Consider the following 26,424-nt stretch of genomic DNA (forward strand, 5'->3'; position numbering starts at 1 on the left):
GGGGAGTTCTAGATGCTGTTGAGCCTTGAGGACGCGACCGTAGGGTTCGGTGCCCGGCCGCCATGGACCGGTGCGTCACACGGACGCGGTCTCCGGCTCGTCCGAGGAATCGGCGGACTCGGCGGCCGACTGGTCCGGCGCTCCCGCCTTCTTCGCCCGCTTCGCCGCCCGCTTCTTCGCCCGGCGCTCCTTGCGGAGCTCCAGCATCGCGTACAGCGTCGGGACCAGCAGCAGGGTGAGCAGGGTCGACGTGACCAGGCCGCCGATCACGACCACCGCGAGCGGCTGGGCGATGAAGCCACCCTGGCCGGTGACGCCGAGGGCCATCGGGAGCAGCGCGAAGATCGTGGCCAGGGCCGTCATCAGGATCGGGCGCAGCCGGTGGCGGCCCCCTTCGACGACCGCCTCGACGACGCCGTATCCCCGCTGTCGGTACTGGTTGATCAGGTCGATCAGCACGATCGCGTTGGTGACCACGATGCCGATGAGCATCAGCATGCCGATCATCGCGGGGACGCCCATCGGGGTGCCCGTCGCCACCAGCAGACCGATCGCGCCGGTCGCCGCGAACGGGATGGACACCAGCAGGATCAGCGGCTGGGCCAGCGAGCGGAAGGTCGCGACCAGGAGCATGAACACGATCGCGATGGCCGCGAGCATCGCCAGGGCCAGGTTCTTGAACGCGTCGTCCTGGTCCTGGGAGACCCCGCCGATCTCGGCCGTGGCGCCCGCCGGCAGCTTGAGCGAGTCCAGCTTGGACGTCAGGTCCGCGCTCACCGCGCCCGTGTTGTCGCCGGTCGGCTTCGCCGTGATGGTCGCGGCGCGCTGACCGTCGATGCGGGTCATCGCGACCGGGCCGTCGACCAGCTTCACGTCCGCGATGTCACCCAGCTCCACCGGACCCAGCCGCAGGTTCCGCAGCTGGTCCAGCGTCCGGGCCGGCTTCGCCGACCTGATGACGACGTCCCGCTCCGTGTCGTCCAGGATCGCCTTGGCGGCCGTGGTGCCGCGGACGGCCTGGCCGACGGCCGCGCCGAGGGTCTGGTCGTTGAAACCGGCCGCCGCCGCCTTGGAGTTGGCCTTGACCGAGATGCGCGGGACGCTCTGCGAGAGGTCGCTGGTGACGTCCGTGACGTCGTCCAGGCCCGCCACGGTCTTGCGGACCTCCTCCGAGGCCTCGCGCAGGACGTTCGCGTCGGCGGCCTTGACGACCACGCTCAGGTCCTGGCTGCTGAAGCCGTCACCGGCGGCGACCGTGGTGGTGCCGATGCCGGACAGCTTGTGCAGGCCGTCCTCGATGGCGCTCTGCACGTCGTCGAACGACGCCGAGTCGTTCAGCATCACCTGGTACGACGCCTGGTTGGTGTCCGTGCCTCCGCCGAAGGCCGCCAGGAAACCGGAGGAGCCGATGGTGACCTGGTAGTCCTTCACGCCCTTGGTGGCGGAGAGCAGCTTCTCGACCTTCTTCGCCTGGGCGTCGGTCGCGGCCAGGCTCGCGCCGGGCTTCAACTCCTGCTTGACGGTGAGGACTTCCTGCTCGCCCTGGTCGAAGAAGTTCGTCTTCAGCAGCGGTGCCATGCCGAAGGTGCCGACCAGAATGACGGCGGCGAGCGCCAGGCTGGTCAGACGGCGCCGGGTGGCGAACTTGAGGACCGGGACGTAGAGGCGCTGGAGCCTGCTCCTCGCCTCCTTCTCCTCGGCCTGGCGGCGGGCTTCCTCGGCGTCCTCGGGGGTGCCCTTGGGGACCCGCAGGAACCAGTACGACAGGACCGGGACGACCGTCAGCGACACCAGCAGGGAGGCCAGCAGGGCCGCCGTGACGGTCAGGCTGAACGAGCCGAACAGCTCGCCCACCATGCCGCCGACCAGGCCGATCGGGAGGAAGACCGCGACGGTGGTGAGCGTCGAGGACGTCACCGCGCCGGCCACCTCACGGACCGCCTTCAGGATGGCGTCCTGCCGTTCCTCGCCGTAGCCGAGGTGACGCTTGATGTTCTCCAGCACGACGATCGAGTCGTCGACGACCCGGCCGATGGCGATGGTCAGCGCGCCCAGCGTGAGCATGTTCAGGGACAGGTCACGGGTCCACAGCACGATCAGCGCCAGGACCACGGAGAGCGGGATGCTCACCGCCGTGACCAGCGTCGAGCGGATCGACGCCAGGAAGACCAGGATGACGAGGACCGCGAAGAGCAGACCGAGGGCGCCCTCGGTGGTCAGGCCCTCGATGGCCTTGGAGACGGCCGGGCCCTGGTCGCTGACGACCGTGACGGTGGCCCCGGAACCGAGGTCCTTGCGCATGTCGGACAGCTTGTCCTGGACCGCGTCGGAGATGGCGACCGCGCTGCCGTCGTGGTCCATGGTGACGGTGACCGCGAGGCTCGGCCTGCCGTTCGTGCGGGTGATGGAGTCGGCGACGGCCTGCTGCTGCTCGACCGTGGCCACGTCGGCGAGACGTACGGGCTTCTTGCCGCCCTGGCCCGTGACCATCAGGTCCTGGATCTGCTTCAGCGAGGTGAAGCCGCCGCCCACCTGGACGGTGCGGTTGCCGCCGTCCTCGTCGAAGGACCCGGCCGGGACGGTCGCGCCGCCCGCCTGGAGCGCCTGCGAGAGGTCCTGCGAGGTCAGCCCCGCCTTCGCCAGCTTCGCGTCGTCGGGGGTGACGGTGACCTGGAGGTCCCGTACGCCGTCGACGGTGACCTGACCGACGCCGTCGATGTCCTTCAGATCCGGTACGACGGTCCGGTCGAGCCGGTCGGACAGGGCCTGCTGGTCCTGGTCGGAGGTGACGGCGAGGACCACGGTCGGGATGTCGTCCGTCGACCCGGCGACGACCTGCGGGTCCACGTCGTCGGGGAGCTGGACGCGGGCCCGGTTGACGGCCTGCTGGACGTCGGCGACCAGCTGCGCGGTGCCGGTGCCGTAGTCGAAGGACGCCATGATCAGGGCGTTGCCCTCGCTCGCCGTGGAGGTGACGGACGAGATGCCGTCGACGGCCTCCAGGCTGTCCTCGAGGGGCTCGACGACCTGCTTCTCCACGACGTCGGGAGCCGCGCCCTGGTAGGGCGCCAGCACCGACACGACCGGCAGTTCGATGGTGGGCAGCAGCTGCTGCTTCAGCTGCGGGATCGCGATCGCCCCGAAGGCGAGCGCGATGATGGACATCAGGCCTATCAGGGCCCGTTGCGCGAGGCTGAATCTCGACAGCCAGGACATGGGTGGGGGTCTCTCTTCTGGAGCGGCAGAAGTTCAAGCGGCCGCACATGTGAGCGCCCGCCCCTAGGGGGTGTTTCGAAAGTCCTGTGCGGTGCCCGCGGTGTCCGGTGCGGCGAGGGTGCGTGCCGGGCGCCGTGGGTGCTGTGCGGGACTTTCGAAACACCCCCTCAACCCTGTGCCATGCGAGGGTGCCGATCCGTAGGCCCCAGGTCCCGTTCCTTATACGGCGCATACTCCGCGCGCAGTACGGCGAGGTCGAGCTCACTCCACCCTTGGACGTACCAGGCCCGACTCGTACGCGATCACCACCAGTTGGGCCCGGTCCCGGGCGCCCAGCTTGGCCATGGCCCGGTTGACGTGCGTCTTCACGGTGAGCGGGCTGACCTCCAGCCGTTCCGCGATCTCGTCGTTGGAGTGCCCGCCGGCGACCTGGACGAGCACCTCGCGCTCCCGCCCGGTGAGCGCGGCGAGGCGCTGTGCGCGGGCGGGGTCGCGGTCCTCGTCCGCGTCGCCCTGGGCGAGGAAGCGGGCGATCAGCCCCTTGGTGGCCGCCGGGGACAAGAGGGCCTCGCCGCCCGCGGCGACCCGGATGGCGCTGAGGAGTTCGTCGGGTTCGGAACCCTTGCCGAGGAACCCGGAGGCGCCCGCGCGCAGCGACTGCACGACGTAGTCGTCGACCTCGAAGGTGGTCAGGATGACCACGCGGACATGGGCGAGGGAGGCGTCGGCACTGATCATGCGGGTGGCCGCGAGGCCGTCCGTGCCGGGCATCCGGATGTCCATCAGGACGACGTCGGCGCGCTCCTGCCGGGTCAGTCGGACGGCCTCCGCTCCGTCGGACGCCTCACCCACCACCTCCATGTCGGGCTCGGAGTCGACGAGTACCCGGAAGGCGCTGCGCAGCAGGGCCTGGTCGTCGGCGAGCAGGACACGGATGGTCATACGGGATCCCCCGGGCTCTGGGTGACGGCGGTGCGGGTCTTGACCGGCAGGATCGCATGGACCCGGAAACCGCCGCCGTAGCGGGGACCGGTGGTGAGGGTGCCGCGCAGGGCGGTCACCCGCTCCCGCATGCCGAGCAGTCCATGGCCGCCGCCGGTCTGCGGGTCGCCGTCCTCGCCCTTCCCGTCGTCGAGGACGGTGATCTCGATGTCGGGTCCCACCCGGACGACGCTGACCTCCGCCTTCGCCTCCGTCCCGGCGTGCTTCTGGACGTTGGTGAGGGCCTCCTGCACGATCCGGTAGGCGGCCAGACCGACGGCGGCGGGCAGGGTGGTGCCGTGGTCGGCGCGGGCGACCTCGACCCGCAGTCCGGCGCTGCGGAAGGTGCCGACGAGTTCGTCGAGCCGGTCCAGGCCGGGAGCGGGTTCGGTCGGCGCCTCCGGGTCCCCGGACTGGCGCAACAGGCCGACGGTGGCGCGCAGTTCGTTGAGCGCGGAGCGGCTGGCCTCCCGTACGTGGGCCAGCGCCTCCTTGGCCTGGTCGGGCCGCTTGTCCATGACGTGGGCGGCGACCCCGGCCTGGACGTTGACCAGGGCGATGTGGTGGGCGACGACGTCGTGCAGGTCACGGGCGATGCGCAGGCGTTCCTCGGCGACCCGGCGGCGGGCCTCCTCCTCGCGGGTGCGCTCGGCCCGTTCGGCGCGCTCCCTGATGGCGTGGATGAAGGCGCGGCGGCTGCGGACCGCGTCGCCGGCGGTGGCGCCGATGCCGGTCCAGGCGAAGATCGCGAGGTTCTCCTGGGCGTACCAGGGCAGCGGGCCGGCGAGCATGGAGGCGCCGGTGAGGACGGTCATGGTGAGAAGGCCGGCGCGCCAGGTGGTGGAGCGGTCCGTGGTGGCGGCGACGGTGTAGAGGGCGATCACCGCGGACATGGCGACGGGGGCACGGGGGTCGCTGGTGACGGCCTCGACGAGGGAGAAGGTTCCGGTGAGGGCGAGGACCGTCATGGGGGCTCGGCGGCGGAACACCAGGGCCACGGAAGCGAAGGCGATGAGGACCAGGCTCAGCGGGTCGGGGGTGCGGACGCCCCAGCTGACGCCGTGCTCTCCGTGCGGGTCCACGAACGAGCCGGCCACCATGCAGACGAGGACGCCGGCGGCGATGGCCGCGTCCAGCGTCAGGGGGTGCGCCTTCAGGTGACGCCGGGCGCGGTCGAGGGTGCTCACGTCTGCCAACGGTACGGGTGCCCTCGCGGCGGCGGAACGGGGGCCACCTGTACGTTTCCCGCCCGCTTCAGGTGTCGGCGCGGGGGTGTGCGGTGGGGGCTCAGCCGGGGATCAGTCCGTCGTCGCTCAGCAGTTCCCGTACGTCCTCCAGGGTTGCGTCCTGCGACGGGAGGATGAGTTCCGACGGCTCCAGGAAGTCGTCGGGGAGCGGCTCGCCCAGTTCGCGGACCTTGGACAGCAGGGCTTCCAGGGTGCGGCGGAAGCCGGGGCCGTCGCCGTTCTCCATTTCGGCCAGGAGCTCGTCGTCCAGCGTGTTCAGTTCGGTGAGGTGGCTGTCGGCCAGCCTCACCTGCCCCTCCCCCATGATCCGTACGATCATGTCGCCCTCCTCAGGCGTGGGCCCTACTGCCCGTCACTGCTGTCCGTGCTTGGTCTCGCTGTCACTGCTTGTCGAAGCGCGGGGTGTCCTGCGGCTGCTGCTGGGTCTGCTGCTGGCTCGTGCCACCTTCGATGGCCTGCTGCCCCGAGGTGCCACCGGCCAGCTCCGCCTTCATGCGCTGCAGCTCCAGCTCTACATCCGTACCACCGGAGAGCCGGTCCAGCTCGGCCTGGATGTCGTCCTTGTGCATGCCGGACTGGTCGTCGAGGGCGCCGGAGGCGAGGAGTTCGTCGATCGCTCCCGCCCGGGCCTGGAGCTGCGCCGTCTTGTCCTCGGCACGCTGGATGGCCAGGCCGACGTCGCCCATCTCCTCGGAAATGCCGGAGAACGCCTCGCCGATCCGGGTCTGCGCCTGGGCCGCCGTGTACGTGGCCTTGATCGTCTCCTTCTTGGTGCGGAAGGCGTCGACCTTGGCCTGCAGCCGTTGGGCCGCCAGGGTGAGCTTCTCCTCCTCGCCCTGCAGCGTGGAGTGCTGGGTCTCCAGGTCGGTCACCTGCTGCTGGAGCGCGGCGCGACGGGAGAGCGCCTCACGGGCCAGGTCCTCGCGGCCCAGCGCCAGCGCCTTGCGGCCCTGCTCCTCCAGCTTGGACGACTGCGACTGCAGCTGGTTCAGCTGGAGTTCCAGTCGCTTGCGGCTGGTCGCCACGTCGGCGACTCCACGGCGCACCTTCTGCAGCAGCTCCAGCTGCTTCTGGTACGAGTAATCGAGGGTTTCGCGCGGGTCCTCGGCCCGGTCAAGGGCCTTGTTCGCCTTCGCGCGGAAGATCATCCCCATACGCTTCATGACACCGCTCATGGGCTTCGCGCGCCCCCTTCTGACGGACTCCAGCTCAGCTGCTGCGACAGAACCCACAGTACGGGCCCTGCATCCATTACCGCACTGTTCAGGGACTGATGCGCTCATCCCCAAGGACGACTGCGCCAGGCCCCGCTCCCGCGTAGGGAGTAGGTGACTTTCAGGGTGGGCACCGGGTCACCGGGTGAGTACCGGGTCCCCGACGTCCCCTTCTGTCCCCTGTACAGACGACTGGTGTTGCCGGATCGTTCCCCACCGGGCTGGGGCCCACACGTGTGCACCCCGTACCCTTGGGTTTTGTGTTCCGTAGCCGTGCGAAGGATGAGAAGGCCCCCGCCGCCGCCAAGGCGTCGCTGACCGACTCCAAGCAGACCCGTGACCCGCAGGCCCCGAAGGGCCGGCCCACACCCAAGCGGAGTGAGGCCCAGTCGGTGCGCCGCAGCGTGGCCAACACGCCGACCTCACGCAAGGAGGCCAGCAAGCGTCAGCGCGACGAGCGCCGGGCGCAGATGGACCGGCAGCGCCAGGCGCTGGCCACCGGCGACGAGCGGTACCTGCCCGCGCGTGACAAGGGCCCCGTGCGCAAGTTCGCCCGCGACTACATCGACTCGCGGTTCAACGTGGCGGAGTTCTTCCTGCCGATGGCCGTGGTCATCCTCGTGCTGAGCATGGTGCGGGTGGGTTCGCTGCAGAGCATCGCGCTGCTGCTGTGGCTGGTCGTGATCGTCCTGATCGTGCTCGACTCGATCCTCACGGGCTTCCGCCTGAAGAAGCGGCTGGCCGAGCGCTTCCCTGACCAGAGCCGCCGGGGCGCGGTCGCCTACGCGCTGATGCGTTCCCTCCAGATGCGCCGGCTCCGGCTGCCCAAGCCGCAGGTCAAGCGTGGAGAGCGGCCCTGAGCACGACGCCGTTCACCGGGGGCGCGGCGGATGCCTGGCTGAACACGCTGGGCGGGCTGCGGGATGTCGTACGACAGGAGCTGGTGACCCGGCAGCTCGACGAGCAGATAGCCGGGCGGTTCCCGGTGGGGCAGCGGCTGCGGGTGCTCGACGTCGGGATGGGTCAGGGCACGCAGGCGCTGCGGCTGGCCCGGGCCGGGCACAAGGTCACCGGGGTCGAGCAGGACCACACGATGATCTCTGCCGCCCGGGAGGCCCTCGCCGCCGAGCCTGAGGGGATCCGGGCGCGGGTCCGGCTCGTCCAGAGCGACGGCCGGGACACCGGGGTGCACTTCCTACCGGGCAGTTTCGACGTGGTGCTGTGCCACGGCGTGCTGATGTACGTCGAGGAGCCGGATCCGCTGCTGGCGGGGCTGGCCCGGATGCTCGCCCCGGGCGGACTGCTGTCACTCCTGGTGCGCAACGGGAACGCGCTGGCGATGCGGCCGGGACTGACCGGGGACTGGACCGCGGCGCTCACCGCCTTCGACACCACCGCCTACGTCAACCGGCTGGGCCTCGGCGTCCGGGCCGACCGGCTGGAGACGCTGACCGCGACGCTCGCCGGCATCGGGGCGCCCTTGCAGGCCTGGTACGGCGTCCGGGTCTTCACGGACACGGCCGAGGACGGGGCCGAGGTCCCGGCCGACCTGTCGGCCCTCCTCGCGGTCGAGGAACGGGCGGGGCGCTCGGACCCGTACCGCGGAGTGGCCGCCCTGCTGCACCTGTGCGGAGTGCGCGGCTGAGCCGACCCGGGCCGCCGGGGACCTGACCCCGGCGAACTCCGAGACGGGGCGACCGGCGCACGGCCGCCCCGGTCCCGCCAGGCAGGACCTGGGCCCGCGAGCCCGGCGTGATCCAAACGAGAGGCCTACGCCTCTTCCGCCGCGCGCAGGCTCATCGGCCCATAGATCTCCGCGGCCTCCTCGAACAGCCGTACCTGTTCCGCGCCGCCGGCCAGCAGGTCCTTCCAGTACTCCCCGAGCCAGGACTCGGCGTCCCCCTGCGTGGTGAATTCCTCCGGCTGCACCGCGGGCTGGACCTCCGCCCCGTCGGCCTTCTCGAATCGCCACGTCCATGCCGCCATGTACGCCTCCCACGTCTGAGCACCAGCAGAGCAGAAGCCGGATCTTGGTCCGGCTCCTCTCCGCAGCCTATTCGCTCCGCTGGGTCAACTGTGAAGAACGGGGGGAGGTCCGTGCCGCGGGGGCGGTGCGGGCCGGGCGGCCCATGGGTGCCGGTGAGGGCTGCTGAGAGCCCGATGGGGAGCGCTCGCGCCGCCCGGCGGGGCCCCGGCCGGGAGGATCCCGCGCCCCTCGGGGGACTCGGGCGCGCACGAGCAGCGGCGACCGGCGAGAATCGGGGCCGTGGAAGCGACTCTGCTCGGTACCGGCGCCCCTGAGGGGCTCCCCCGCCCCGACTGCCCCTGCGCTGTGTGCGCCACCGCCCTCGGTGCGGCCGCCCGGGCGGCCACCGCGGTGCTCGTGGACGGGACGCTGCTGCTGGATCTGACACCCGGTGCGGCGTTCGCGGCGGCCCGGGCGGGGCATTCGCTGGGCCGGGTACGGCAGGTGCTGCTGTCGCATCCGCACGACGGGCCGGCGGTCGAGGTGCCGGCGGGCCTCCCGCAGCCCGGACGGGTGCCGGACGGGCGGGAGTTGGCGCTGCTGACGGGGCATCGGGTACGGGCGGTCGCGATGGACGCGCCGGGCACCGGGTACGCGGTGGCCGGGCCGGACGGGCAGCGACTGCTGTACCTGCCGCCCGGGGGCGCGCCCGCCGGCCTCGCGGAGGGCGCCACGGAGACGTACGACATGGTGGTCGCGGATGTCGTGGGTCGGCCGGACGCCCTGGCGCGGCTGCGGGCGGTGGGGGCGGTCGGACCCACGACGGACGTGGTCGCCGTGCACCTCGACCACGACGCGCCGCCGGGGCCCGAGATGCGGCGCCGGCTGGCCGCGGCGGGGGCGCGGGCGGTGCCGGACGGGACGACTCTGGCGGTGGGCGTGTACGAGGACGTACCGGATGTGCCGCGGCGGACCCTGGTGCTGGGCGGTGCCCGGTCGGGCAAGTCGGTGGAGGCCGAGCGGCGGCTGGAGGCGTTTCCGGACGTGCTGTATGTCGCGACCGGCGGAACCCGCAAAGAGGACGGCGAGTGGGCGGCCCGGGTCGCCGCGCACCGGGAACGGCGGCCGGGGTCGTGGCGTACGGCGGAGACCTGCGACCTGGTGCCGCTGTTGGAGGAGGACGGGCCGCCGTTGCTCGTCGACTGTCTGTCGCTGTGGCTGACGGACGCGATGGACGCCGTCGGGGCGTGGGACGACGCCCAGTGGGCCGACGGTGGCGAACGGGCGTTGCGGGCGCGGGTACGGGAGTTGACGGAGGCGGTCCGCGCCACCGGGCGGACCGTGGTCGCGGTGTCGAACGAGGTGGGCTCGGGGATCGTGCCGGCCACCGCGTCGGGGCGGCGTTACCGGGACGAACTCGGGCGGCTGAACGCGGCGTTCGCGAACGAGTGCGAGCAGGTACTGCTGGTGGTCGCGGGTCAGGCGCTGGTGCTACGGGGTTGACGCCTCGCGGCGGGCGATGAGCCGGTAGGCGTTGGCGAAACGGGTGAGTCCGAGCAGCGGGGCCAAGGCGTGGTCCAGCGCCCTGGCCGTGGCCACCAGGGGTCTGGTCACCCAGGGGGGCAGGAACCCGGGCAGGGACAGGGACAGCGCTGCCGACAGGTCGTCGGGGAGGTGCGCGACCCGGCGGTCCGTCCGGACGATCGCGCAGCCCTGGGACTCCAGTTCCGCGCACAGGTCGTCCAGGGACAGCAGCCGGAACCGGTGGGCCCGTGGCAGCCACCGTTCGCCGAGCAGCGCGGCGAACGCGCTCTGCGGGTCGGGGGCTTCGAGCAGGAGATGACCGCCGGGACGCAGGACGGCCACGGCCGCCTGGAGTTCGTCGCGGGGGTCCTGGGTGTGCGGCAGGTGGTGGAGCATGCTGACCACGTCGTAGCGGGCGCGCAGCCGGGTCGTGATCCGCGGGTCCGTCAGCAGGCCCACGTGGGCCTCCTCGACGCGCTCGGCGCGCCGGGCCTGCTCGACCCGGGGCGTGGCGTCCAGGCCGTCGAAGGACGTGTACGGGAAGAACTCCTTCGCCGCCTTCGGGAAACGGGCCTCGCCCGTGCCCACGTCCAGCCAGCTCTCGGGCTCGGGGAACGGCAGTATCGCCCGGGCGATGGAGCGCAGACGCCGCGTGGAGAGGGCGGACAGTGCGGGCATGGGCGGCTCCCAGGGACGTATGACAATCCGCTGCAAAACGGAACGTATGGGATGGCGATCTGGAGCGCAACGACGTCGCCCCGTCGTCGTGGCGACATGCCGCCGTCCCGTTCGATCGCGGCCGGTACTGTTCGGCGAATGAGCTCGCTTAATCTCGACGACTTCACCGATCTGATCGAGCGCCCCGACGGTGGTGTGCGCCGCGACGCCGAGGCGCGCCGGGAACGTCAGATCGTGCCGCCCGGAGCACTGGGCCGCCTCGACGACCTGGGTGAGTGGCTGGCCGCGGCCCAGGCCGCCGTGCCGGTACGCACGATCGAACAGCCGCGGGTCGTGCTGTTCGCCGGGGACCACGGGATCGCCGAACTGGGCGTCTCGGCCCGACCCGCGGGCACTGCGGCGGAGTTGGTGCGGGAGGTCCTGGAGGGCGGCCGTCCGGTGTCGGTGCTCGCGCGGCGGCTCGGGGTGCCGGTACGGGTGATCGACATGGCGCTGGACTGTGCGCCGGATGCCCTGCCCGGCGACGTCACGCGGCACCGGGTACGGCGCGGCAGCGGGCGCATCGACATCGAGGACGCGCTGACCCTGGAGGAGGCGGAGGCCGCGTTCCGTGCCGGGGTGGCGGTGGCCGACGAGGAGGCCGACTCCGGTACGGATCTGGTGGTGCTCGGCGATGTGAGCGTGGGCGGCACCACGGCGGCGGGCGTGCTGATCGCCGCGCTGTGCGGGACCGACGCGTCCGTGGTGACCGGGCGGGGCGGCCTGGCGATCGACGACCTGGCGTGGATGCGCAAGTGCGCGGCGATCCGGGACGCGCTGCGGCGGGCCCGGCCGGTGCTCGGGGAGCAGTTGCGGTTGCTGGCGACGGTGGGCGGAGCGGACCTCGCCGCGATCACCGGGTTCCTGCTGCAGAGCGCGGTGCGCAAGCTGCCGGTGATCCTGGACGGGGTCGTGGTGGCCGCGTGCGCGCTGGTGGGCCAGCGGATCGCGTTCCGGGCGCCGGACTGGTGGCTGGCCGGGCACAGCAGCGGGGAGCCGGGGCAGGCGAAGGCGCTGGACCGGATGGCGCTGGAGCCCCTGCTGGACCACGGCGTGACCGTCGGCGAGGGCGCGGGGGCGCTGTTGGCGCTGCCGCTGGTGCAGGCCGCGGCGGCGCTGGCGGCGGAGCTTCCCGAGAAGCCGGAGAAGCCGGAGAAGCCGGAGGCGCCTGAGGAGCCGGAGGAGTCCGGGGCACTGGAGGACTCCGGGGTGCTGGAGAAGGACGGGGTGCTTGAGAATGACGGGGTACTGGAGGAGGACGGGGCGCAGGCGAAAGACGTGCCGCCCGAGAAGGAGGCGTAACCTCCGGCGCGACGCTGGGGAGGGGCAGGCGCCGTCGCGGGCTCGCGCCGTTGTGCGACGGCGTCGTCGCGGGCTCCACGTCGCGCCGGGCGTCGTCGTGGCTGAGGGTCACGGCGGTGGAAAACGGGCATGATCCCCGTTCATGGGAGATGTCCGAATTGCCTCGGAACAGGACCGGCCCCGTACCCCACCGGGCACCACGGCCCGACCGGGTACGGCAGCCCCACCGCGTACGCCGGACCGGCGCGGGAGCACAGCGGGCCGGCGGTCGACGGCCGCTTCGCGGCGGGCCGCCGGGCTTGCCGTGTGGTACTTGCGAGCCGTCGCGTCCGTCAACTTCCTCGGTGCGGTGTGGGTGTCCCTGGGTCAGGACGTGCGGCGGCACAACCAGGAGAACTACTTCACGCCGTACTTGCTGACCGCCGGTTTCGCCTCCGGTGCCTTCACGGTGTTCCTCGCGATCACCATGGGGCGGCGCAAGCGGGCGGCGTGGATCCTGAACCTGGCGCTGGCCGGGCCGTTCCTGCTCCTGTTCACCTTGGCGATGGCGGCCCCGGAGGTGCGGCGGTACGCCCAGAACTGGATCTCGCTCGTCCTCACCGCCGCCTTCGTGACCGCGCTGCTGGTCGGGCGGCGGGAGTTCTACGCCAAGGGCGACCGGTCCAACCCGAGACTCGCCGCCGCCGTCGCGGTCGGCGGGCTGCTCGTCTCCTCGTTGCTCGCGGCGCTGCTGGTGACCGTCACCGACCAGGCACCCGGCCCGTCCGACTTCACCCAGCGCTGGCGTTACGGCGCCCTGCGGCTGGTCTCGGTCGCCGCAAACGACTCCCACCTCCCCGCAGTCGCCCCGCCGAACTGGGTGAACGTCGTCGTCAACGTGCTCAGCACGGTCCTCGTCCTGGCCGTCCTGTACGCCGCCTTCCGCTCCCGGCGGGCCGTGGACCCGCTCACCGAGGACGACGAGAAACGGCTGCGGGCTCTGCTGGAGCGGCACGGCGAACGGGACTCGCTCGGGTATTTCGCGTTGCGGCGGGAGAAGAGCGTCGTCTGGTCGCCGACCGGCAAGGCGGCCGTGGCGTACCGGGTCATCGGCGGGGTGTCGCTGGCCTCCGGTGATCCGCTCGGCGACCCGGAGGCCTGGCCCGGCGCGATCGGGCCCTGGCTCGCCGAGGCGCGGGCGCACGGCTGGATCCCGGCGGTGATGGGCGCGGGCGAGGAGGCGGGGACGGTGTACGCCCGACACGGTCTGGACGCCCTCGAACTCGGGGACGAGGCGATCGTCGAGGTGGCCGACTTCACGCTGGAGGGCCGGGCCATGCGGACCGTGCGGCAGGCCCACAACCGGGTCGGCCGGGCCGGGTACGCGGTACGCGTCCGACGGCACGAGGACATTCCGGCCGCCGAGATGACGTGTCTGCTGGAACGCGCCGACGCCTGGCGGGACGGGGCCACCGAACGCGGGTTCAGCATGGCGCTGGGGCGCCTCGGGGACCCGCGGGACGGGCGGTGCGTGATGATCGAGTGCACCGACGCCCGGGGTGAGTTGAGGGCCCTGCTGTCCTTCGTGCCCTGGGGACCGCACGGGCTGTCCCTCGACCTCATGCGGCGCGACCGCGACTGCGACAACGGCCTGATGGAGTTCATGGTGATCGAACTCCTGCGCCGCGCCCACGAGATCCAGGTCACCCAGGTCTCGCTCAACTTCGCGATGTTCCGTTCGGTCTTCGAACGAGGCGCACGTCTTGGTGCCGGACCGGTGCTGAGGCTGTGGCGGTCGCTGCTCAGCTTCTTCTCGCGCTGGTGGCAGATCGAGTCGCTGTACCGCGCCAACGCCAAGTACCGGCCGATCTGGGAGCCGCGGTTCCTGCTCTTCGAGAAGAGCGCGGACCTGCCGCGCATCGGCATCGCGTCGGCGCGCGCGGAGGGGTTCCTCAAGGCGCCGGGACTGCCGAAGCCCACAGCGACGGGAACGGAGGCGGGGCCCACCTGATGAGGACGCTCGTCCGCTGGGCCCGCGCCGAATGGGGGCTGTTGTACGTCACCGTGCGCGAGCCGCTGCTTGGGCGCGGGTGGCGGGCCGTCCCGATGACGCTCGGCGCGGTGTGTCTGACGGCGCTTCTGCACATGCTGCAGCACCAGTCGTGGGGCTACCGGTTCGTGCAGGACATCGGGGCCGTGCGCGCCGCGGACCCCCTGTGGCTGGCGCTGCTGCGCACCCCTTGCTCCCTGTTCGTGCCCGCGCTTGACCTGCCCGTGTGGGGTGCCCTGGCGCAGATCCTGCTGGTGTTCGGGATCGCCGAGATCTGCCTGGGCCGGTGGCGGACGCTCGCCCTGGCCTACGCCGCCACGCTCGCCGGGACCCTGTACGCGCGCCTCGGCATCCGGCTGGGCCCCGACCGTCCCCTGGGCCTGCCCGGCTCGGACGCGTACGTGGTGGACACCGGCCCGTCGGCGGCTGTGGTGGGCCTCGCGGTGTTCCTCGGGTGGCGCTACGGCGCCTACGTCACCGCAGGTGGGGTGATCGCCGCGATGGTGGCCGAGGTGGCGGTGCGGGAGAACCTGGCCGGCAAGGAACATCTGGCGGCCATCGTGGTGGTCCTGCTGCTGTGCGGGGTGTCGGCCCTGCGTCACCGGCGTGCGACGGCCGGGTCCGGCTTGCCGCCGATCAAGTCCTGAAGCCTGCGGCGGGGTCCCGCCCAGCGGCGGTCGTGGCGGTAGGCACGCAGGGTCGACCTGGCGCGGGCCCGTGGACGGCTCCGGTAGAAGCGCTTGGCCCAGGGGGATCCCGGGCGGGCCAGCCGGATGGCGCCGACCAGGCCGATCAGCGGGATGACCACGCTGAAGATCGCCATCCGGGCCTTGCCCTTGCTCAGCACCAGCAGGGCGAAGAGGAAGTTGACCGCCACGGTCGAGATGACGCCGCCGCGGTCGTGGAGCTCGTCGTCGGACATGCCGTTGACGCCGAGCGGCGAGAACCCGGCGAGCATGAGGCCGACCAGGGCCGCCGTGAGCACCACCACCTCGACGCTCTGCCGGCCGGCCTCGGTCCAGTAGACGTCGTCGAGGTGCAGGATCAGCGCGAACTCGTCCAGGACCAGGCCCGCGCCGATGCCGAAGACGACCGCGAAGGCGCCCGAGCCGAAGCCGTACCGGCTGCTGGCGACCGCGCCGAACCCGCCGAGGACGGTGAGGACGACACCGGGGACCACGTGATGGATGTGCACTCCCCCGGCGCTGACGTTGCCGAAGGGCCCCTTGCCCGCCCTGATCATGCGGGTGACGACCCGGGTGATCGCGAAGGTGAGGACGAAGGCGGTCAGGGCCAACAACAGCGGGAGTTTGCCCGGTTCGACGATGTTGCGATGCAGCCAGTGGCCCATGCCCCCAGTCTTCCGGGCAGCGGGCGGGCCCGCCCGGCGGACGTGGCGTCCGGGCTAGTTAGTCTTCCGGGGTGTCCCTGGCCCCGCCGCTCGACGGCTTCCGTTTCGCCTTCGGCACTCTCAGTGTGCTCCCCGTCAGGGTGAGCCGCTGGGACCGTCAGGCCGCCCGGGGCGGAATGCTCTGCGCTCCCCTGGTCGGAGTGGTGCTGGGCGGCCTCGCCGCCGTCGTCGGGCTCCTGCTGCTCCTCCTCGGTGCCTCGTCCCTCCTCGCCGCCGTCGCCACCGTCGCGGTGCCCGCCGTCCTCACCCGGGGTCTGCATCTCGACGGGCTCGCGGACACGGCGGACGGGCTCGGCAGCGGCAAGCCCGCCGAGGACGCCCTGCGGATCATGAAGCAGTCGGACATCGGGCCCTTCGGGGTGATCGCCCTCGTCCTCGTCCTGTTCGCGCAGGTGGCGGCCCTCTCCCAGCTGTACGGCGACTCGTGGACCCGGGGCGCGGTGGCCGCGGTCGTCTCGGCGACCGCCGCCCGCCTCGTACTCACCCTGGCGGCCCGCGCCGGGGTGCCGGCCGCGCGGCCGGAGGGGCTGGGGGCGGCGGTCGCGGGCGTGGTCCCGGCGGGCGCGGCCCTGCTCACCGCCCTCGGCACCGTCGTGGTCGCGGCCGGCGCGGGCGCGTTCCTCGGGACGTACGACATCGTCCGCACCGCGCTCTCGGTCCTCATCGCCGTCGGGGTCGCCGAACTCCTCCTGCGGCACTGCACCCGGCGGTTCGGCGGGGTGACGGGTGACGTGTTCGGAGGGCTCGCGGAGACGGCGGCGACCACCGCGCTCGTGGTGCTGACCCTGGGGTGACAACCGGGGTGTCAACAGGCCTCGCGCCACACCCCCAGGTCGTACTTCTTGAGCATCGAACTCAGCTTCAGACGGCGGGAGTCGGCGCAGAAGCGGTCGGTGGGCAGTTCGTACTCGACGTGGAACACCGCCTTGTCCGCCGCGATGAAGGGCTTCAGGTCCGCGCATTCCCCGTACTGGGCGCACTGTTCGTTGACCGCGAAGTCGAAGTCGTCCACCAGTTGCGGAATCTGGTCGAGGTCGTTCTTCAGGCCCACGGCCAGACCGCGGTCGTGGGCGAGCCTGGCGACCAGGCGGTTGTAGCGGAGTTGGTCGGCGGCCCTCAGCGGGAAGCCGGTGCGGTTGCGGTAGCCGTCCATGTTGTCCGGCTCCACCGCGTCGAAGCCCTTGTCGCGGCACATGTCGATACGGGCCGCCATCAGCGGCTCGAGGACGTCCGTGCGGCGGATGTCGAGCCAGCGCTCGCCCTCCCAGCCGTTGCCCTCGCCCAGCACCGACCGAGGGAACTTCTCGGCGTCGGGCCGCCAGTCCTCCCAGGCGCCGGTCGACAGGTAGCAGATCACCCGGCGGCCCTCGTCGTGCAGCGTGGCGACCGTGGCCTCGGACTGGTCGAAGCCATCGATGTCGTAGACCGGGACGTCGACGCCGGTGTCGACCCGGCCGGTGAGCTGCCACTGCCAGGCGACTGCGGGGCGCGGCCGCCAGTGTCCACCGGCCTGCCGGCCGACGTCCTTTCCGGGGGCTGTCGTACAGGCCGTCAGCAGCAGAATCAGGGCTGCGAACAGGACGGGTCGTCTCACCGGGCGGGCTCCAGAGTGTGCGGGCTGGGTACCCCCAAGGATGATCTACGGGGCGGGCTCGTTCCCCCGAACCGCGTGCGGGCCGACAGCCCGGGACCCGTGTGAGCACGCGCGGCCCCGAGCGTAGGCTCGTGCCGGGGCTCTGTCCGCCCTGTAGAGACCGTTCCGCAGGAGGGCTCCAGGGTCGCTAGTCGGGCCCGGTCGACCCACCCGTGTTCGGCCACAGCACACTTCAACGGAAGCGAGATTTCACCACCGTGACTGCTCTCACTCTCAGCACCGCCGGGGCACCCGGCCTGCGGGCCGACGCGATCGTGATCGGTGTTGCCAAGGGTGCCGAAGGCCCGGTCGTCGCACCGGGCGCCGAGGCCGTGGACAAGGCGTACGACGGCAAACTCGCCGGCGTCCTGGAGACTCTCGGCGCCGCCGGTGCCGAGGGCGAGGTGACGAAGCTGCCCGCGCCGGCAGGCTTCAAGGCGCCGCTCGTGGTGGCGGTGGGCCTGGGTGCCGAGCCCGAGAAGGACGCCGGGTTCGACGCGGAAGCGCTCCGCAAGGCCGCCGGTGTCGCGGCCCGGGCCCTCACCGGCACGAAGAAGGCCGCGTTCGCGCTGCCCCTCGCGGACGCCGCCGACGCCGGCGCGGTCGCGGAGGGCGTGCTGCTCGGCGCGTACCGCTTCGACGCGTACAAGGACAACGGGGGCGCGGCCGGCAGGGGCGCCAAGGCCAAGAACAGCAGGTCGCCACTTGGCGAGGCCGCGCTGCTCGGCGGCAAGTCCCGCGACCGGGCGTACAAGGCGGCGCTGGAGCGCGCCACCGCCGTGGTCGAGGAGCTGAACCGCGCCCGCGACCTCATCAACACCCCGCCGAACGACCTCGACCCGGAGGCGTTCGCCGCCGTCGCGCAGACCGCGGCGAAGGAGCACGGCATCAAGGTGCAGGTGCTCGACGAGAAGGCCCTCGTCAAGGGCGGCTACGGCGGCATCCTCGGGGTCGGCGCCGGGTCCGCGGCGGGCCCGCGGCTGGTGAAGCTGTCGTACACGTCCTCCAAGGCGAAGAAGCACCTGGCCTTCGTCGGCAAGGGCATCACGTACGACTCGGGCGGCATCTCGCTGAAGCCCGCCGGCCACAACGAGACGATGAAGTGCGACATGAGCGGGGCGGCCGCCGTCTTCGCCGCGGTCGTCGCCGCCGCGCGGCTGGGCCTGGAGGTCAATGTCACCGGCTGGCTGGCGCTGGCCGAGAACATGCCGTCGGGTTCCGCGACCCGGCCCGGTGACGTGCTGCGCATGTACAGCGGCAAGACCGTGGAGGTGCTCAACACGGACGCGGAGGGCCGGCTGGTGCTGGCCGACGCGCTGTGGGCGGCGTCGCAGGAGAAGCCGGACGCGATCGTGGACGTGGCGACGCTGACCGGTGCGATGATGCTGGCGCTGGGCAACCGGACGTTCGGGATCATGGCGAACGACGACGCGTTCCGCTCCGCGGTGCACGAGGCCGCCGAGGAGGTGGGCGAGCCGGCCTGGCCGATGCCGCTGCCGGAGCACCTGCGCAAGGGGATGGACTCCCCCACCGCCGACATCGCGAACATGGGTGAGCGGATGGGCGGCGGTCTGGTCGCCGGACTGTTCCTGCGGGAGTTCGTGGGCGAGGGGATCACCTGGGCGCACCTGGACATCGCCGGGCCCGCGTTCAACGAGGGCGGCCCGTTCGGATACACGCCCAAGGGCGGTACGGGCACGGCCGTGCGCACGCTGGTCCGGCTTGCCGAGCTGACCGCGGCGGGCGACCTGGGCTGAGTCGTGGTCGGCGGGGCCCCGCGTGCGGGTAGTACGGGGCCCCGCCACCCCCGACAGCCGGGTCAGCGCTCTCACGTGAGCGTGGTGCGTCTCACAGCCCGGCCCGGCGTCTCTTTCCCCGGCGACAGGTGCGAAGATGGGGCTCGGCAGGACAGGGCCCCCACCGAAGGGCCGAAGAACGAGCGGCCGGACACCAGCCGCCGACCGGTCACTGGAGACCGGCGTGGCGCACATGCATGGAGGACGTGACGTGGCGAACGACGCCAGCACCGTTTTCGACCTAGTGATCCTCGGCGGTGGTAGCGGTGGTTACGCCGCGGCCCTGCGCGGAGCGCAGCTGGGCCTGGACGTCGCCCTGATCGAGAAGGACAAGGTCGGCGGTACCTGCCTGCACCGGGGTTGCATTCCCACCAAGGCCCTGCTGCACGCGGGCGAGATCGCCGACCAGGCCCGCGAGAGCGAGCAGTTCGGTGTGAAGGCCACCCTCGAGGGCATCGACGTACCGGCCGTCCACAAGTACAAGGACGGCGTCATCGCGGGCCTGTACAAGGGTCTGCAGGGGCTCATCGCCTCCCGCAAGGTGACGTACATCGAGGGCGAGGGCCGGCTGTCCTCGGCAACCTCCGTCGATGTCAACGGTCAGCGCGTCCAGGGCCGCCACGTGCTGCTCGCGACCGGCTCCGTGCCGAAGTCGCTGCCGGGCCTGGAGATCGACGGCGACCGGATCATCTCCTCCGACCACGCTCTCGTGCTGGACCGGGTGCCGAAGTCGGCGATCGTCCTCGGCGGCGGTGTCATCGGCGTCGAGTTCGCCTCCGCCTGGAAGTCCTTCGGCTCGGACGTCACCGTGATCGAGGGCCTCAAGCACCTCGTCCCGGTCGAGGACGAGAACTCCTCCAAGCTTCTCGAGCGCGCGTTCCGCAAGCGCGGCATCAAGTTCAACCTGGGCACCTTCTTCTCGAAGGCCGAGTACACCCAGGACGGCGTCAAGGTCACCCTCGCCGACGGCAAGGAGTTCGAGGCGGAGGTCCTGCTGGTGGCCGTCGGCCGCGGCCCCGTGTCCCAGGGCCTGGGCTACGAGGAGCAGGGCGTCGCCATGGACCGCGGCTACGTCCTGGTCGACGAGTACATGCGCACCAACGTCCCGACCATCTCCGCCGTCGGTGACCTGGTCCCGACGCTCCAGCTCGCGCACGTCGGCTTCGCCGAGGGCATCCTGGTGGCAGAGCGTCTGGCCGGTCTCAAGACCGTCCCGATCGACTACGACGGTGTCCCCCGGGTGACGTACTGCCACCCCGAGGTCGCCTCCGTGGGCATCACCGAGGCCAAGGCCAAGGAGATCTACGGCGCGGACAAGGTCGTCGCTCTGAAGTACAGCCTCGCGGGCAACGGCAAGAGCAAGATCCTGAACACCTCGGGCGAGATCAAGCTCGTCCAGGTCAAGGACGGTGCCGTCGTCGGCGTCCACATGGTCGGCGACCGCATGGGCGAGCAGGTCGGCGAAGCCCAGCTGATCTACAACTGGGAGGCGCTGCCCGCCGAGGTCGCGCAGCTCATCCACGCCCACCCGACGCAGAACGAGGCGATGGGCGAGGCGCACCTGGCCCTGGCCGGCAAGCCCCTCCACGCGCACGACTGACCCTCGGTCGACAACGCGACTCCGCGACGAACCCAGACTTCCGCAATTCGTAAGGAGCAACCGAAACCATGGCGGTTTCCGTAACCCTTCCGGCGCTCGGCGAGAGCGTCACCGAGGGCACCGTCACCCGCTGGCTGAAGGCCGAGGGTGAGCGCGTAGAGGCCGACGAGCCGTTGCTCGAGGTCTCGACCGACAAGGTCGACACCGAGATCCCCTCGCCCGCCGCAGGTGTCCTGGCGTCCATCAAGGTCGCCGAGGACGAGACCGTGGAGGTCGGCGCCGAGCTCGCCGTCATCGACGACGGCACCGGCGCGCCGGCTGCTGCCCCGGCCCCCGCCGCCGAGGAGGTCGCGCCGCCGGCCCCCGAGCCGGAGCCGGCCGCCCAGCCGTCCACCGAGCAGGCCGCCCCGGCGCCCGCTCCCACCGCTGAGGCCGCCACCGGCGGCGGCAGCGCCGAGGGCACGGACGTCGTCCTGCCCGCGCTCGGCGAGTCCGTCACCGAAGGCACCGTAACCCGGTGGCTGAAGGAGGTCGGCGACTCCGTCGAGGCCGACGAGCCGCTGCTCGAGGTCTCCACGGACAAGGTCGACACCGAGATCCCGGCGCCCACCTCCGGTGTGCTGCTGGAGATCACCGTCGCCGAGGACGAGACCGCCGAGGTCGGCGCCAAGCTGGCCGTCATCGGCGCCCCGGGCGCGGCTCCGGCCGCCGCCCCGGCCCCCGCCGCCCCGGCTCCGGCCCCGGCCGCCGAGGCCCCCGCGCCCGCTCCGGCTCCCGCCCCGGCCGCCCCCGCGGCCCCGGCTCCGGCTCCGGCCCCGCAGGCGCCCACGGCTCCGGCCCCGCAGCAGCAGACCACCCCGGCTCCCGAGCCGGTCCCGTCCGCTCCCGCCCCGGCTCCGGCTCCGGCTCCGGCTCCGGCTCCGGCTCCGGCCGCGCAGGCTCCCGCCGCCACCTCCGGTGACGACGGCGCCTACGTGACCCCGCTGGTGCGCAAGCTCGCCGCCGAGAACGGCGTCGACCTGGCCACCGTCAAGGGCACCGGCGTCGGCGGCCGCATCCGCAAGCAGGACGTCACCGCCGCCGCCGAGGCCGCGAAGGCCGCCGCTGCCGCTCCGGCTCCGGCCGCCGCCGCTGCCCCGGCCGCCAAGAAGGCGCCGGCCCTGGAGGCGTCCCCGCTCCGTGGCCAGACCGTCAAGATGCCGCGCATCCGCAAGGTCATCGGCGACAACATGGTCAAGGCGCTGCACGAGCAGGCGCAGCTGTCCTCGGTCGTCGAGGTCGACGTCACGCGTCTGATGAAGCTGCGCGCCCGGGCGAAGGACTCGTTCGCGGCCCGCGAGGGCGTGAAGCTCTCCCCGATGCCGTTCTTCGTCAAGGCCGCGGCCCAGGCGCTGAAGGCGCACGCGCCCATCAACGCGAAGATCAACGAGGCCGACGGGACCATCACCTACTTCGACACCGAGAGCATCGGTATCGCGGTGGACTCCGAGAAGGGCCTGATGACCCCGGTCATCAAGCACGCCGGTGACCTCAACATCGCCGGTATCGCCAAGGCCACGGCGGAGCTCGCGGGCAAGGTCCGCGCCAACAAGATCACTCCGGACGAGCTGTCCGGCGCGACCTTCACCATCTCCAACACCGGTTCGCGCGGTGCGCTCTTCGACACGATCATCGTGCCGCCGGGCCAGGTCGCGATCCTCGGTATCGGTGCCACGGTCAAGCGTCCGGCCGTCATCGAGACGGAGGAGGGCACGGTCATCGGCGTCCGCGACATGACGTACCTGACCCTGTCCTACGACCACCGTCTGGTGGACGGCGCCGACGCGGCCCGTTACCTGACCGCGGTCAAGGCCATCCTGGAGGCGGGCGAGTTCGAGGTCGAGCTCGGCCTGTAGCCCCCAGCGGCAGCTGCACGGTGCCCCCGTCCGGAGTTTCCGGGCGGGGGCACCGCTTTTCCCACCTCGGCCGAAGACGCCCAGTTGAGAGCGTGTAAGCCTCGTCTCACCTGCGCGAAAGCGCCCCCGTGCGCCCCTCCTGGACGGGTCGGCGGCCGTATTGTCTAAACGTCAAACGCGCCAGGGGCCGAGGGGCGGCCCCTTTCTAAGGAGCTCTCATGACCGCGCCCGTCGTCCACTCGCTGCGCGAACAGATCCGCGAGCACATCGTGGAGGGGATCGTCAGCGGGCGCTGGCAGCCGGGCGAGCGGATCGTGGAGCGGCGGATCGCGACCGAGCTGGAGGTCAGCCAGACGCCGGTGCGGGAGGCGCTGCGCGAGCTGGAGTCGCTGCGGCTGATCGAGTCCGCGCCGAACAAGGGCGTGCGGGTGCGCAACCTGTCGGCGGCGGACCTGGAGGAGAGCTACCCGGTCCGGGCCGGTCTGGAGGCGATCGCCGCTGAGTTGGCGGCGGTGCGGCTGGCGGAGGACTGCTCGGCGCTGGAGCCGCATGTCGCGGCCCTGTACGAGGCCGACCGGGAGGCCGACGGCACGGCCCAGGTGCGGCACACGGTGGGCTTCCACCGGGAACTGGTCCGCGCGGCCGGCAACTCGGTGCTGCTGCACACCTGGGAGGGCCTGGGCATCGAGGTGTTCACGGCCCTGTCGATCCGCTGGCTGGGGACGGTGCAGCAGTCGTACGCGGAGGAGCACGAGGAACTGGTGCAGGCGTTCCGCAGGCGGGACCCCAGGATCGCGGAACTGGTCAAGGCACACGTGCTGGGGTGCGCTCCGCGAGCCTGACGCAGCCGAGCACACCGACGCTCACCTGCGAAAACGCCCGAAATTCCCGGCACGGCGTGCCTGTTCGAAAGGCACCGGGTGCCTACTTTCTCGTTATCAAGAAGTTTTACCCGCAACCCTTTGATCGATCATCGATCAGGGAGTTAAAGTCACCGACGGGCCGCGCGGCGCAAGCCGCAAGGTGTCACAGCACCGAGGCCCTCGCCCTGTCCTGCCAAAGACCAAGGGCACCCCGAACCCTTACCGATGAGGGAACCCCCCTTCGACTGAGGAAGGCGGCGACATGACCGACCTCAACGCCATCCAGCCGAGCGCGCTCGACCAGCTCCCGGACCGGGACCCGGAGGAGACCGCCGAATGGCAGGCCTCCCTGGACGCGGTCACCAAGGCCGCCGGGCCGCACCGTGCCGCGTACCTGATGCGGCGCACGCTGGAGCGTGCCGAGGGCAACGGCATCGCGCTGCCCAAGCTGCTGGAGACGGACTACGTCAACACCATCCCCACCGCCGCCGAGCCGTCCGTGCCCGGTGACGAGGAGATGGAGCGGAAGATCACCGCGTGGAACCGCTGGAACGCGGCCGCGATGGTCACCCGGGGCTCGAAACACGGGGTCGGCGGCCACATCGCCACCTTCGCCTCCGCGGCCTGGCTCTACGAGACCGGCTTCAACCACTTCTTCCAGGGCAAGGAGTCCCAGGAGTCGCCCGGCTCGGGCGACCAGCTCTACATCCAGGGACACGCCTCCCCCGGCATCTACGCCCGCGCCTTCCTCGACGGCCGGCTGGACGAGTCGCACCTCGACAACTTCCGCCGCGAGGCGGGCGGCGGCGGTCTCCCGTCGTACCCGCACCCGCGCCGGCTGCCCTGGCTGTGGGAGTTCCCGACGGTGTCGATGGGCCTGGGCCCGCTGTCCGCCATCTACCAGGCGCGCTTCAACCGCTACCTCACCAACCGCGCCGTCAAGGACGTCTCCGCGTCCCACGTGTGGGCGTTCCTCGGTGACGGCGAGATGGACGAGCCCGAGTCGACGGCGGCCCTCGCGCTCGCCGCCCGCGAGGAGCTCGACAACCTCACCTTCGTCATCAACTGCAACCTGCAGCGCCTCGACGGCCCGGTCCGCGCCAACTTCAAGATCGTGCAGGAGCTGGAGGCCCAGTTCCGCGGCGCCGGCTGGAACGTCGTCAAGACGCTGTGGGGCACCGCCTGGGACGAGCTGTTCCAGCTCGACACCACCGGCGCGCTGGTACGCCGGCTGCGCGAGGTACCCGACGCCCAGGTGCAGACGTACCAGACCCGCGACGTCGCCTACATCCGCCAGGACTTCTTCGGATCCGACCCGGCGCTCGTGGAGCTGTCGAAGCTGCTGAGCGACGACAAGATCCTGGAGTGTTTCCACCTCTCCCGCGGCGGTCACGAGGCCCGCAAGGTGTACGCGGCCTACAAGGCGGCCGTCGAGCACAAGGGCGCCCCGACGGTCATCCTGGCGCAGACGGTCAAGGGACACACCCTCGGCGAGGGCTTCGCGTCGAAGAACGCCAACCACCAGATGAAGAAGCTCTCGGTGGACGAGTTCAAGTCGATGCGGGACCTGCTCGAACTGCCCATCTCGGACAGCCAGTTCGTCGACGGCGTGGTCCCCTACGGCCACCCGGGCGCCGACTCCCCCGAGGTCCGCTACCTCCAGGAGCGTCGCGCGGCCCTCGGCGGCCCGGCCCCGGCCCGCCGCGTCCACCCGGTCGCGCCGCTGCCCGCCCCGGCGGACAAGGCGTTCGCCTCCTTCGACAAGGGCTCCGGCTCGCAGAACGTGGCCACCACCATGGCCTTCGTCCGGCTCGTCAAGGACCTGGTCCGCGACAAGGAGACCGGCAAGCGCTGGGTGCCGATCGTCCCCGACGAGGCGCGCACCTTCGGCATGGAGTCGCTGTTCCCGTCGCTCGGCATCTACTCGCCCAAGGGCCAGACGTACGAGCCGGTCGACCGCGACCAGCTGATGTACTACAAGGAGGCCCAGAACGGCCAGATCCTCAACGAGGGGATCACCGAGGCCGGTTCGATGGCCGACTTCATCGCCGCTTCGACGTCGTACGCGACGCACGGCGAGGCGATGATCCCGTTCTACATCTTCTACTCGATGTTCGGCTGGCAGCGCACGGCCGACCAGATGTGGCAGCTCGGCGACCAGCTCGGCCGCGGCTTCCTGGTCGGCGCCACGGCCGGCCGGACCACGCTGACCGGTGAGGGTCTCCAGCACGCCGACGGGCACTCCCCCGTCATCGCGGCGACCAACCCCGCCGCCCTGTCCTACGACCCGGCGTTCGCCTACGAGATCGCGGCGATCGTGAAGGAGGGCCTGCGCCGGATGTACGGCGAGGCGGCCCCGGGCGAGGACCAGAACGTCTTCTACTACCTGACCGTGTACAACGAGCCGATGCCGCAGCCGGCCAAGCCGTCCGGCGACGGCGTCGACGAGGGCATCGTCAAGGGCCTGTACCGCTTCAACACGGCGGAGTCGGCCGGGCTGTCCCCCGTGGCCGACGCCCCGCGGATCCAGCTGCTGGGTTCCGGTACGGCGATCCACTGGGTGCTTCAGGCGCAGCGGCTGCTCGCCGAGGAGTGGGGTGTGGCCGCCGACGTGTGGTCCGCGACCTCCTGGACCGAGCTGCGCCGGGACGCGCTGGAGGCCGACGCGGACCTGCTGCGCGGCGAGGAGCGGATCCCGTTCGTCCGTCGGGCGCTGCAGGGCGCCGAGGGCCCGGTGCTCGCCGTCTCCGACTACATGCGCCAGGTCCCGGACCAGATCGCGCAGTGGGTCGAGCAGGACTACTCCTCGCTGGGCGCCGACGGCTTCGGCCTGTCGGACACCCGTGAGGCGGCCCGCCGCCACTTCGGGGTGGACGCCGAGTCGGTCGTCGTGGCGGCCCTGGCCCAGCTGGCCCGCCGCGGCGAGGTCAAGGCGGCCGCGGTGAAGGAAGCCCGGGAGAAGTACGGCCTGTAGGAACCGCACATCGATGGACGGGCCCGGCGTTCTCGCCGGGCCCCTTCGTTGTCGGT

General features: G+C 71.8%; 21 protein-coding genes. 12 read left to right on the forward strand and 9 right to left on the reverse strand.

All coding sequences use genetic code 11. The annotated features are described in order from the left end of the window. Nucleotides 1-75: 75 nt before the first annotated feature. From ABZ027_RS06350 to ABZ027_RS06370, 5 genes are all read right to left on the reverse strand, one after another. A complete protein-coding gene (locus ABZ027_RS06350) occupies nt 76-3,216 on the reverse strand; it encodes an efflux RND transporter permease subunit (protein WP_356764930.1) in 3,141 nt (1,046 codons plus the stop codon). A gap of 261 nt (nt 3,217-3,477) precedes the next feature. Continuing rightward, nucleotides 3,478-4,158, reverse strand: a complete 681-nt coding sequence (locus ABZ027_RS06355) for a response regulator transcription factor (RefSeq protein ID WP_356764932.1) — start codon at nt 4,156-4,158, stop codon at nt 3,478-3,480. After that, nucleotides 4,155-5,384, reverse strand: a complete 1,230-nt coding sequence (locus ABZ027_RS06360; protein ID WP_356764934.1) for a sensor histidine kinase — start codon at nt 5,382-5,384, stop codon at nt 4,155-4,157. Before ABZ027_RS06360 ends, ABZ027_RS06355 begins: the two co-directional genes overlap by 4 nt. 100 nt (nt 5,385-5,484) lie before the next feature. Further along, nucleotides 5,485-5,763: a hypothetical protein gene (locus ABZ027_RS06365; protein WP_356764936.1), complete on the reverse strand. Its 279-nt coding sequence runs from the start codon at nt 5,761-5,763 to the stop codon at nt 5,485-5,487. 61 nt (nt 5,764-5,824) lie between these two features. After that, the gene (locus ABZ027_RS06370; RefSeq protein WP_356765360.1) at nt 5,825-6,592 is read right to left on the reverse strand and encodes a PspA/IM30 family protein; all 768 of its coding nucleotides are present in this window, start codon (nt 6,590-6,592) and stop codon (nt 5,825-5,827) included. A gap of 287 nt (nt 6,593-6,879) precedes the next feature. On the opposite strand from ABZ027_RS06370, the gene ABZ027_RS06375 reads away from it, so the two are divergent. Both ABZ027_RS06375 and ABZ027_RS06380 read left to right on the forward strand, forming a co-directional pair. Then, nucleotides 6,880-7,518: a DUF3043 domain-containing protein gene (locus tag ABZ027_RS06375; protein WP_356765362.1), complete on the forward strand. Its 639-nt coding sequence runs from the start codon at nt 6,880-6,882 to the stop codon at nt 7,516-7,518. An 83-nt stretch (nt 7,519-7,601) separates the two neighbouring features. Continuing rightward, nucleotides 7,602-8,303: a methyltransferase domain-containing protein gene (locus ABZ027_RS06380; RefSeq protein WP_356764938.1), complete on the forward strand. Its 702-nt coding sequence runs from the start codon at nt 7,602-7,604 to the stop codon at nt 8,301-8,303. 125 nt (nt 8,304-8,428) lie between these two features. On the opposite strand, the gene ABZ027_RS06385 is transcribed toward ABZ027_RS06380, so the two are convergent. After that, on the reverse strand, nt 8,429-8,644 hold the full coding sequence (locus ABZ027_RS06385) for a hypothetical protein (RefSeq protein WP_356764940.1): 216 nt from the start codon (nt 8,642-8,644) through the stop codon (nt 8,429-8,431). A 280-nt stretch (nt 8,645-8,924) separates the two neighbouring features. On the opposite strand from ABZ027_RS06385, the gene ABZ027_RS06390 reads away from it, so the two are divergent. Next, nucleotides 8,925-10,127: a bifunctional adenosylcobinamide kinase/adenosylcobinamide-phosphate guanylyltransferase gene (locus ABZ027_RS06390; RefSeq protein WP_356764942.1), complete on the forward strand. Its 1,203-nt coding sequence runs from the start codon at nt 8,925-8,927 to the stop codon at nt 10,125-10,127. Here ABZ027_RS06390 and ABZ027_RS06395 read toward each other — a convergent pair. Beyond that, nucleotides 10,116-10,826 (reverse strand): class I SAM-dependent methyltransferase, encoded by a 711-nt coding sequence (locus ABZ027_RS06395; RefSeq protein ID WP_356764944.1) that lies wholly within the window; start codon nt 10,824-10,826, stop codon nt 10,116-10,118. The genes ABZ027_RS06390 and ABZ027_RS06395 overlap by 12 nt on opposite strands. Nucleotides 10,827-10,964: 138 nt before the next feature. Here ABZ027_RS06395 and cobT point away from each other — a divergent pair, with 138 nt between their 5' ends. The 3 genes from cobT (at nt 10,965) to ABZ027_RS06410 (ending at nt 14,843) form a co-directional block, all read left to right on the forward strand. After that, nucleotides 10,965-12,167, forward strand: coding sequence for a nicotinate-nucleotide--dimethylbenzimidazole phosphoribosyltransferase (cobT, locus tag ABZ027_RS06400; RefSeq protein WP_356764946.1), 1,203 nt, complete (start codon nt 10,965-10,967; stop codon nt 12,165-12,167). A 142-nt stretch (nt 12,168-12,309) separates the two neighbouring features. Continuing rightward, on the forward strand, nt 12,310-14,157 hold the full coding sequence (locus ABZ027_RS06405; protein WP_356764948.1) for a phosphatidylglycerol lysyltransferase domain-containing protein: 1,848 nt from the start codon (nt 12,310-12,312) through the stop codon (nt 14,155-14,157). Further along, nucleotides 14,157-14,843, forward strand: a complete 687-nt coding sequence (locus ABZ027_RS06410) for a hypothetical protein (protein ID WP_356764950.1) — start codon at nt 14,157-14,159, stop codon at nt 14,841-14,843. Before ABZ027_RS06405 ends, ABZ027_RS06410 begins: the two co-directional genes overlap by 1 nt. On the opposite strand, the gene ABZ027_RS06415 is transcribed toward ABZ027_RS06410, so the two are convergent. Beyond that, nucleotides 14,795-15,547: a hypothetical protein gene (locus tag ABZ027_RS06415; protein WP_356764952.1), complete on the reverse strand. Its 753-nt coding sequence runs from the start codon at nt 15,545-15,547 to the stop codon at nt 14,795-14,797. The two genes, ABZ027_RS06410 and ABZ027_RS06415, sit on opposite strands and share 49 nt — an antisense overlap. A 71-nt stretch (nt 15,548-15,618) precedes the next feature. On the opposite strand from ABZ027_RS06415, the gene ABZ027_RS06420 reads away from it, so the two are divergent. Next, complete coding sequence (locus ABZ027_RS06420; RefSeq protein WP_356764954.1) at nt 15,619-16,401, forward strand: adenosylcobinamide-GDP ribazoletransferase; 783 nt, start codon at nt 15,619-15,621, stop codon at nt 16,399-16,401. Between the two features lie 11 nt (nt 16,402-16,412). Here the strand turns inward: ABZ027_RS06420 and ABZ027_RS06425 are convergent, their stop codons facing one another. Continuing rightward, nucleotides 16,413-17,201 carry an endo alpha-1,4 polygalactosaminidase gene (locus ABZ027_RS06425; RefSeq protein ID WP_356764956.1) on the reverse strand — a complete coding sequence of 263 codons (789 nt, stop codon included), beginning with the start codon at nt 17,199-17,201 and terminating at the stop codon, nt 16,413-16,415. Between the two features lie 257 nt (nt 17,202-17,458). On the opposite strand from ABZ027_RS06425, the gene ABZ027_RS06430 reads away from it, so the two are divergent. The 5 genes from ABZ027_RS06430 to aceE all read left to right on the forward strand — a co-directional run bounded on the left by ABZ027_RS06430 (nt 17,459) and on the right by aceE (nt 26,368). After that, entirely contained in the window at nt 17,459-18,997 is a 1,539-nt protein-coding gene (locus tag ABZ027_RS06430) for a leucyl aminopeptidase (RefSeq protein ID WP_356764958.1), read from the forward strand. A 250-nt stretch (nt 18,998-19,247) separates the two neighbouring features. Next, nucleotides 19,248-20,636 (forward strand): dihydrolipoyl dehydrogenase, encoded by a 1,389-nt coding sequence (gene lpdA, locus ABZ027_RS06435; RefSeq protein ID WP_356764960.1) that lies wholly within the window; start codon nt 19,248-19,250, stop codon nt 20,634-20,636. A 68-nt stretch (nt 20,637-20,704) separates the two neighbouring features. Next, complete coding sequence (gene sucB / locus ABZ027_RS06440) at nt 20,705-22,531, forward strand: 2-oxoglutarate dehydrogenase, E2 component, dihydrolipoamide succinyltransferase (RefSeq protein ID WP_356764962.1); 1,827 nt, start codon at nt 20,705-20,707, stop codon at nt 22,529-22,531. 218 nt (nt 22,532-22,749) lie between these two features. Beyond that, nucleotides 22,750-23,373: a GntR family transcriptional regulator gene (locus ABZ027_RS06445; RefSeq protein WP_356764964.1), complete on the forward strand. Its 624-nt coding sequence runs from the start codon at nt 22,750-22,752 to the stop codon at nt 23,371-23,373. A gap of 283 nt (nt 23,374-23,656) precedes the next feature. Continuing rightward, complete coding sequence (aceE, locus tag ABZ027_RS06450; protein ID WP_356764966.1) at nt 23,657-26,368, forward strand: pyruvate dehydrogenase (acetyl-transferring), homodimeric type; 2,712 nt, start codon at nt 23,657-23,659, stop codon at nt 26,366-26,368. The last annotated feature ends 56 nt before the right edge of the window (nt 26,369-26,424 follow it).

It is taken from the genome of Streptomyces sp. NPDC006332, from assembly GCF_040612855.1.
Classification (GTDB): domain Bacteria; phylum Actinomycetota; class Actinomycetes; order Streptomycetales; family Streptomycetaceae; genus Streptomyces.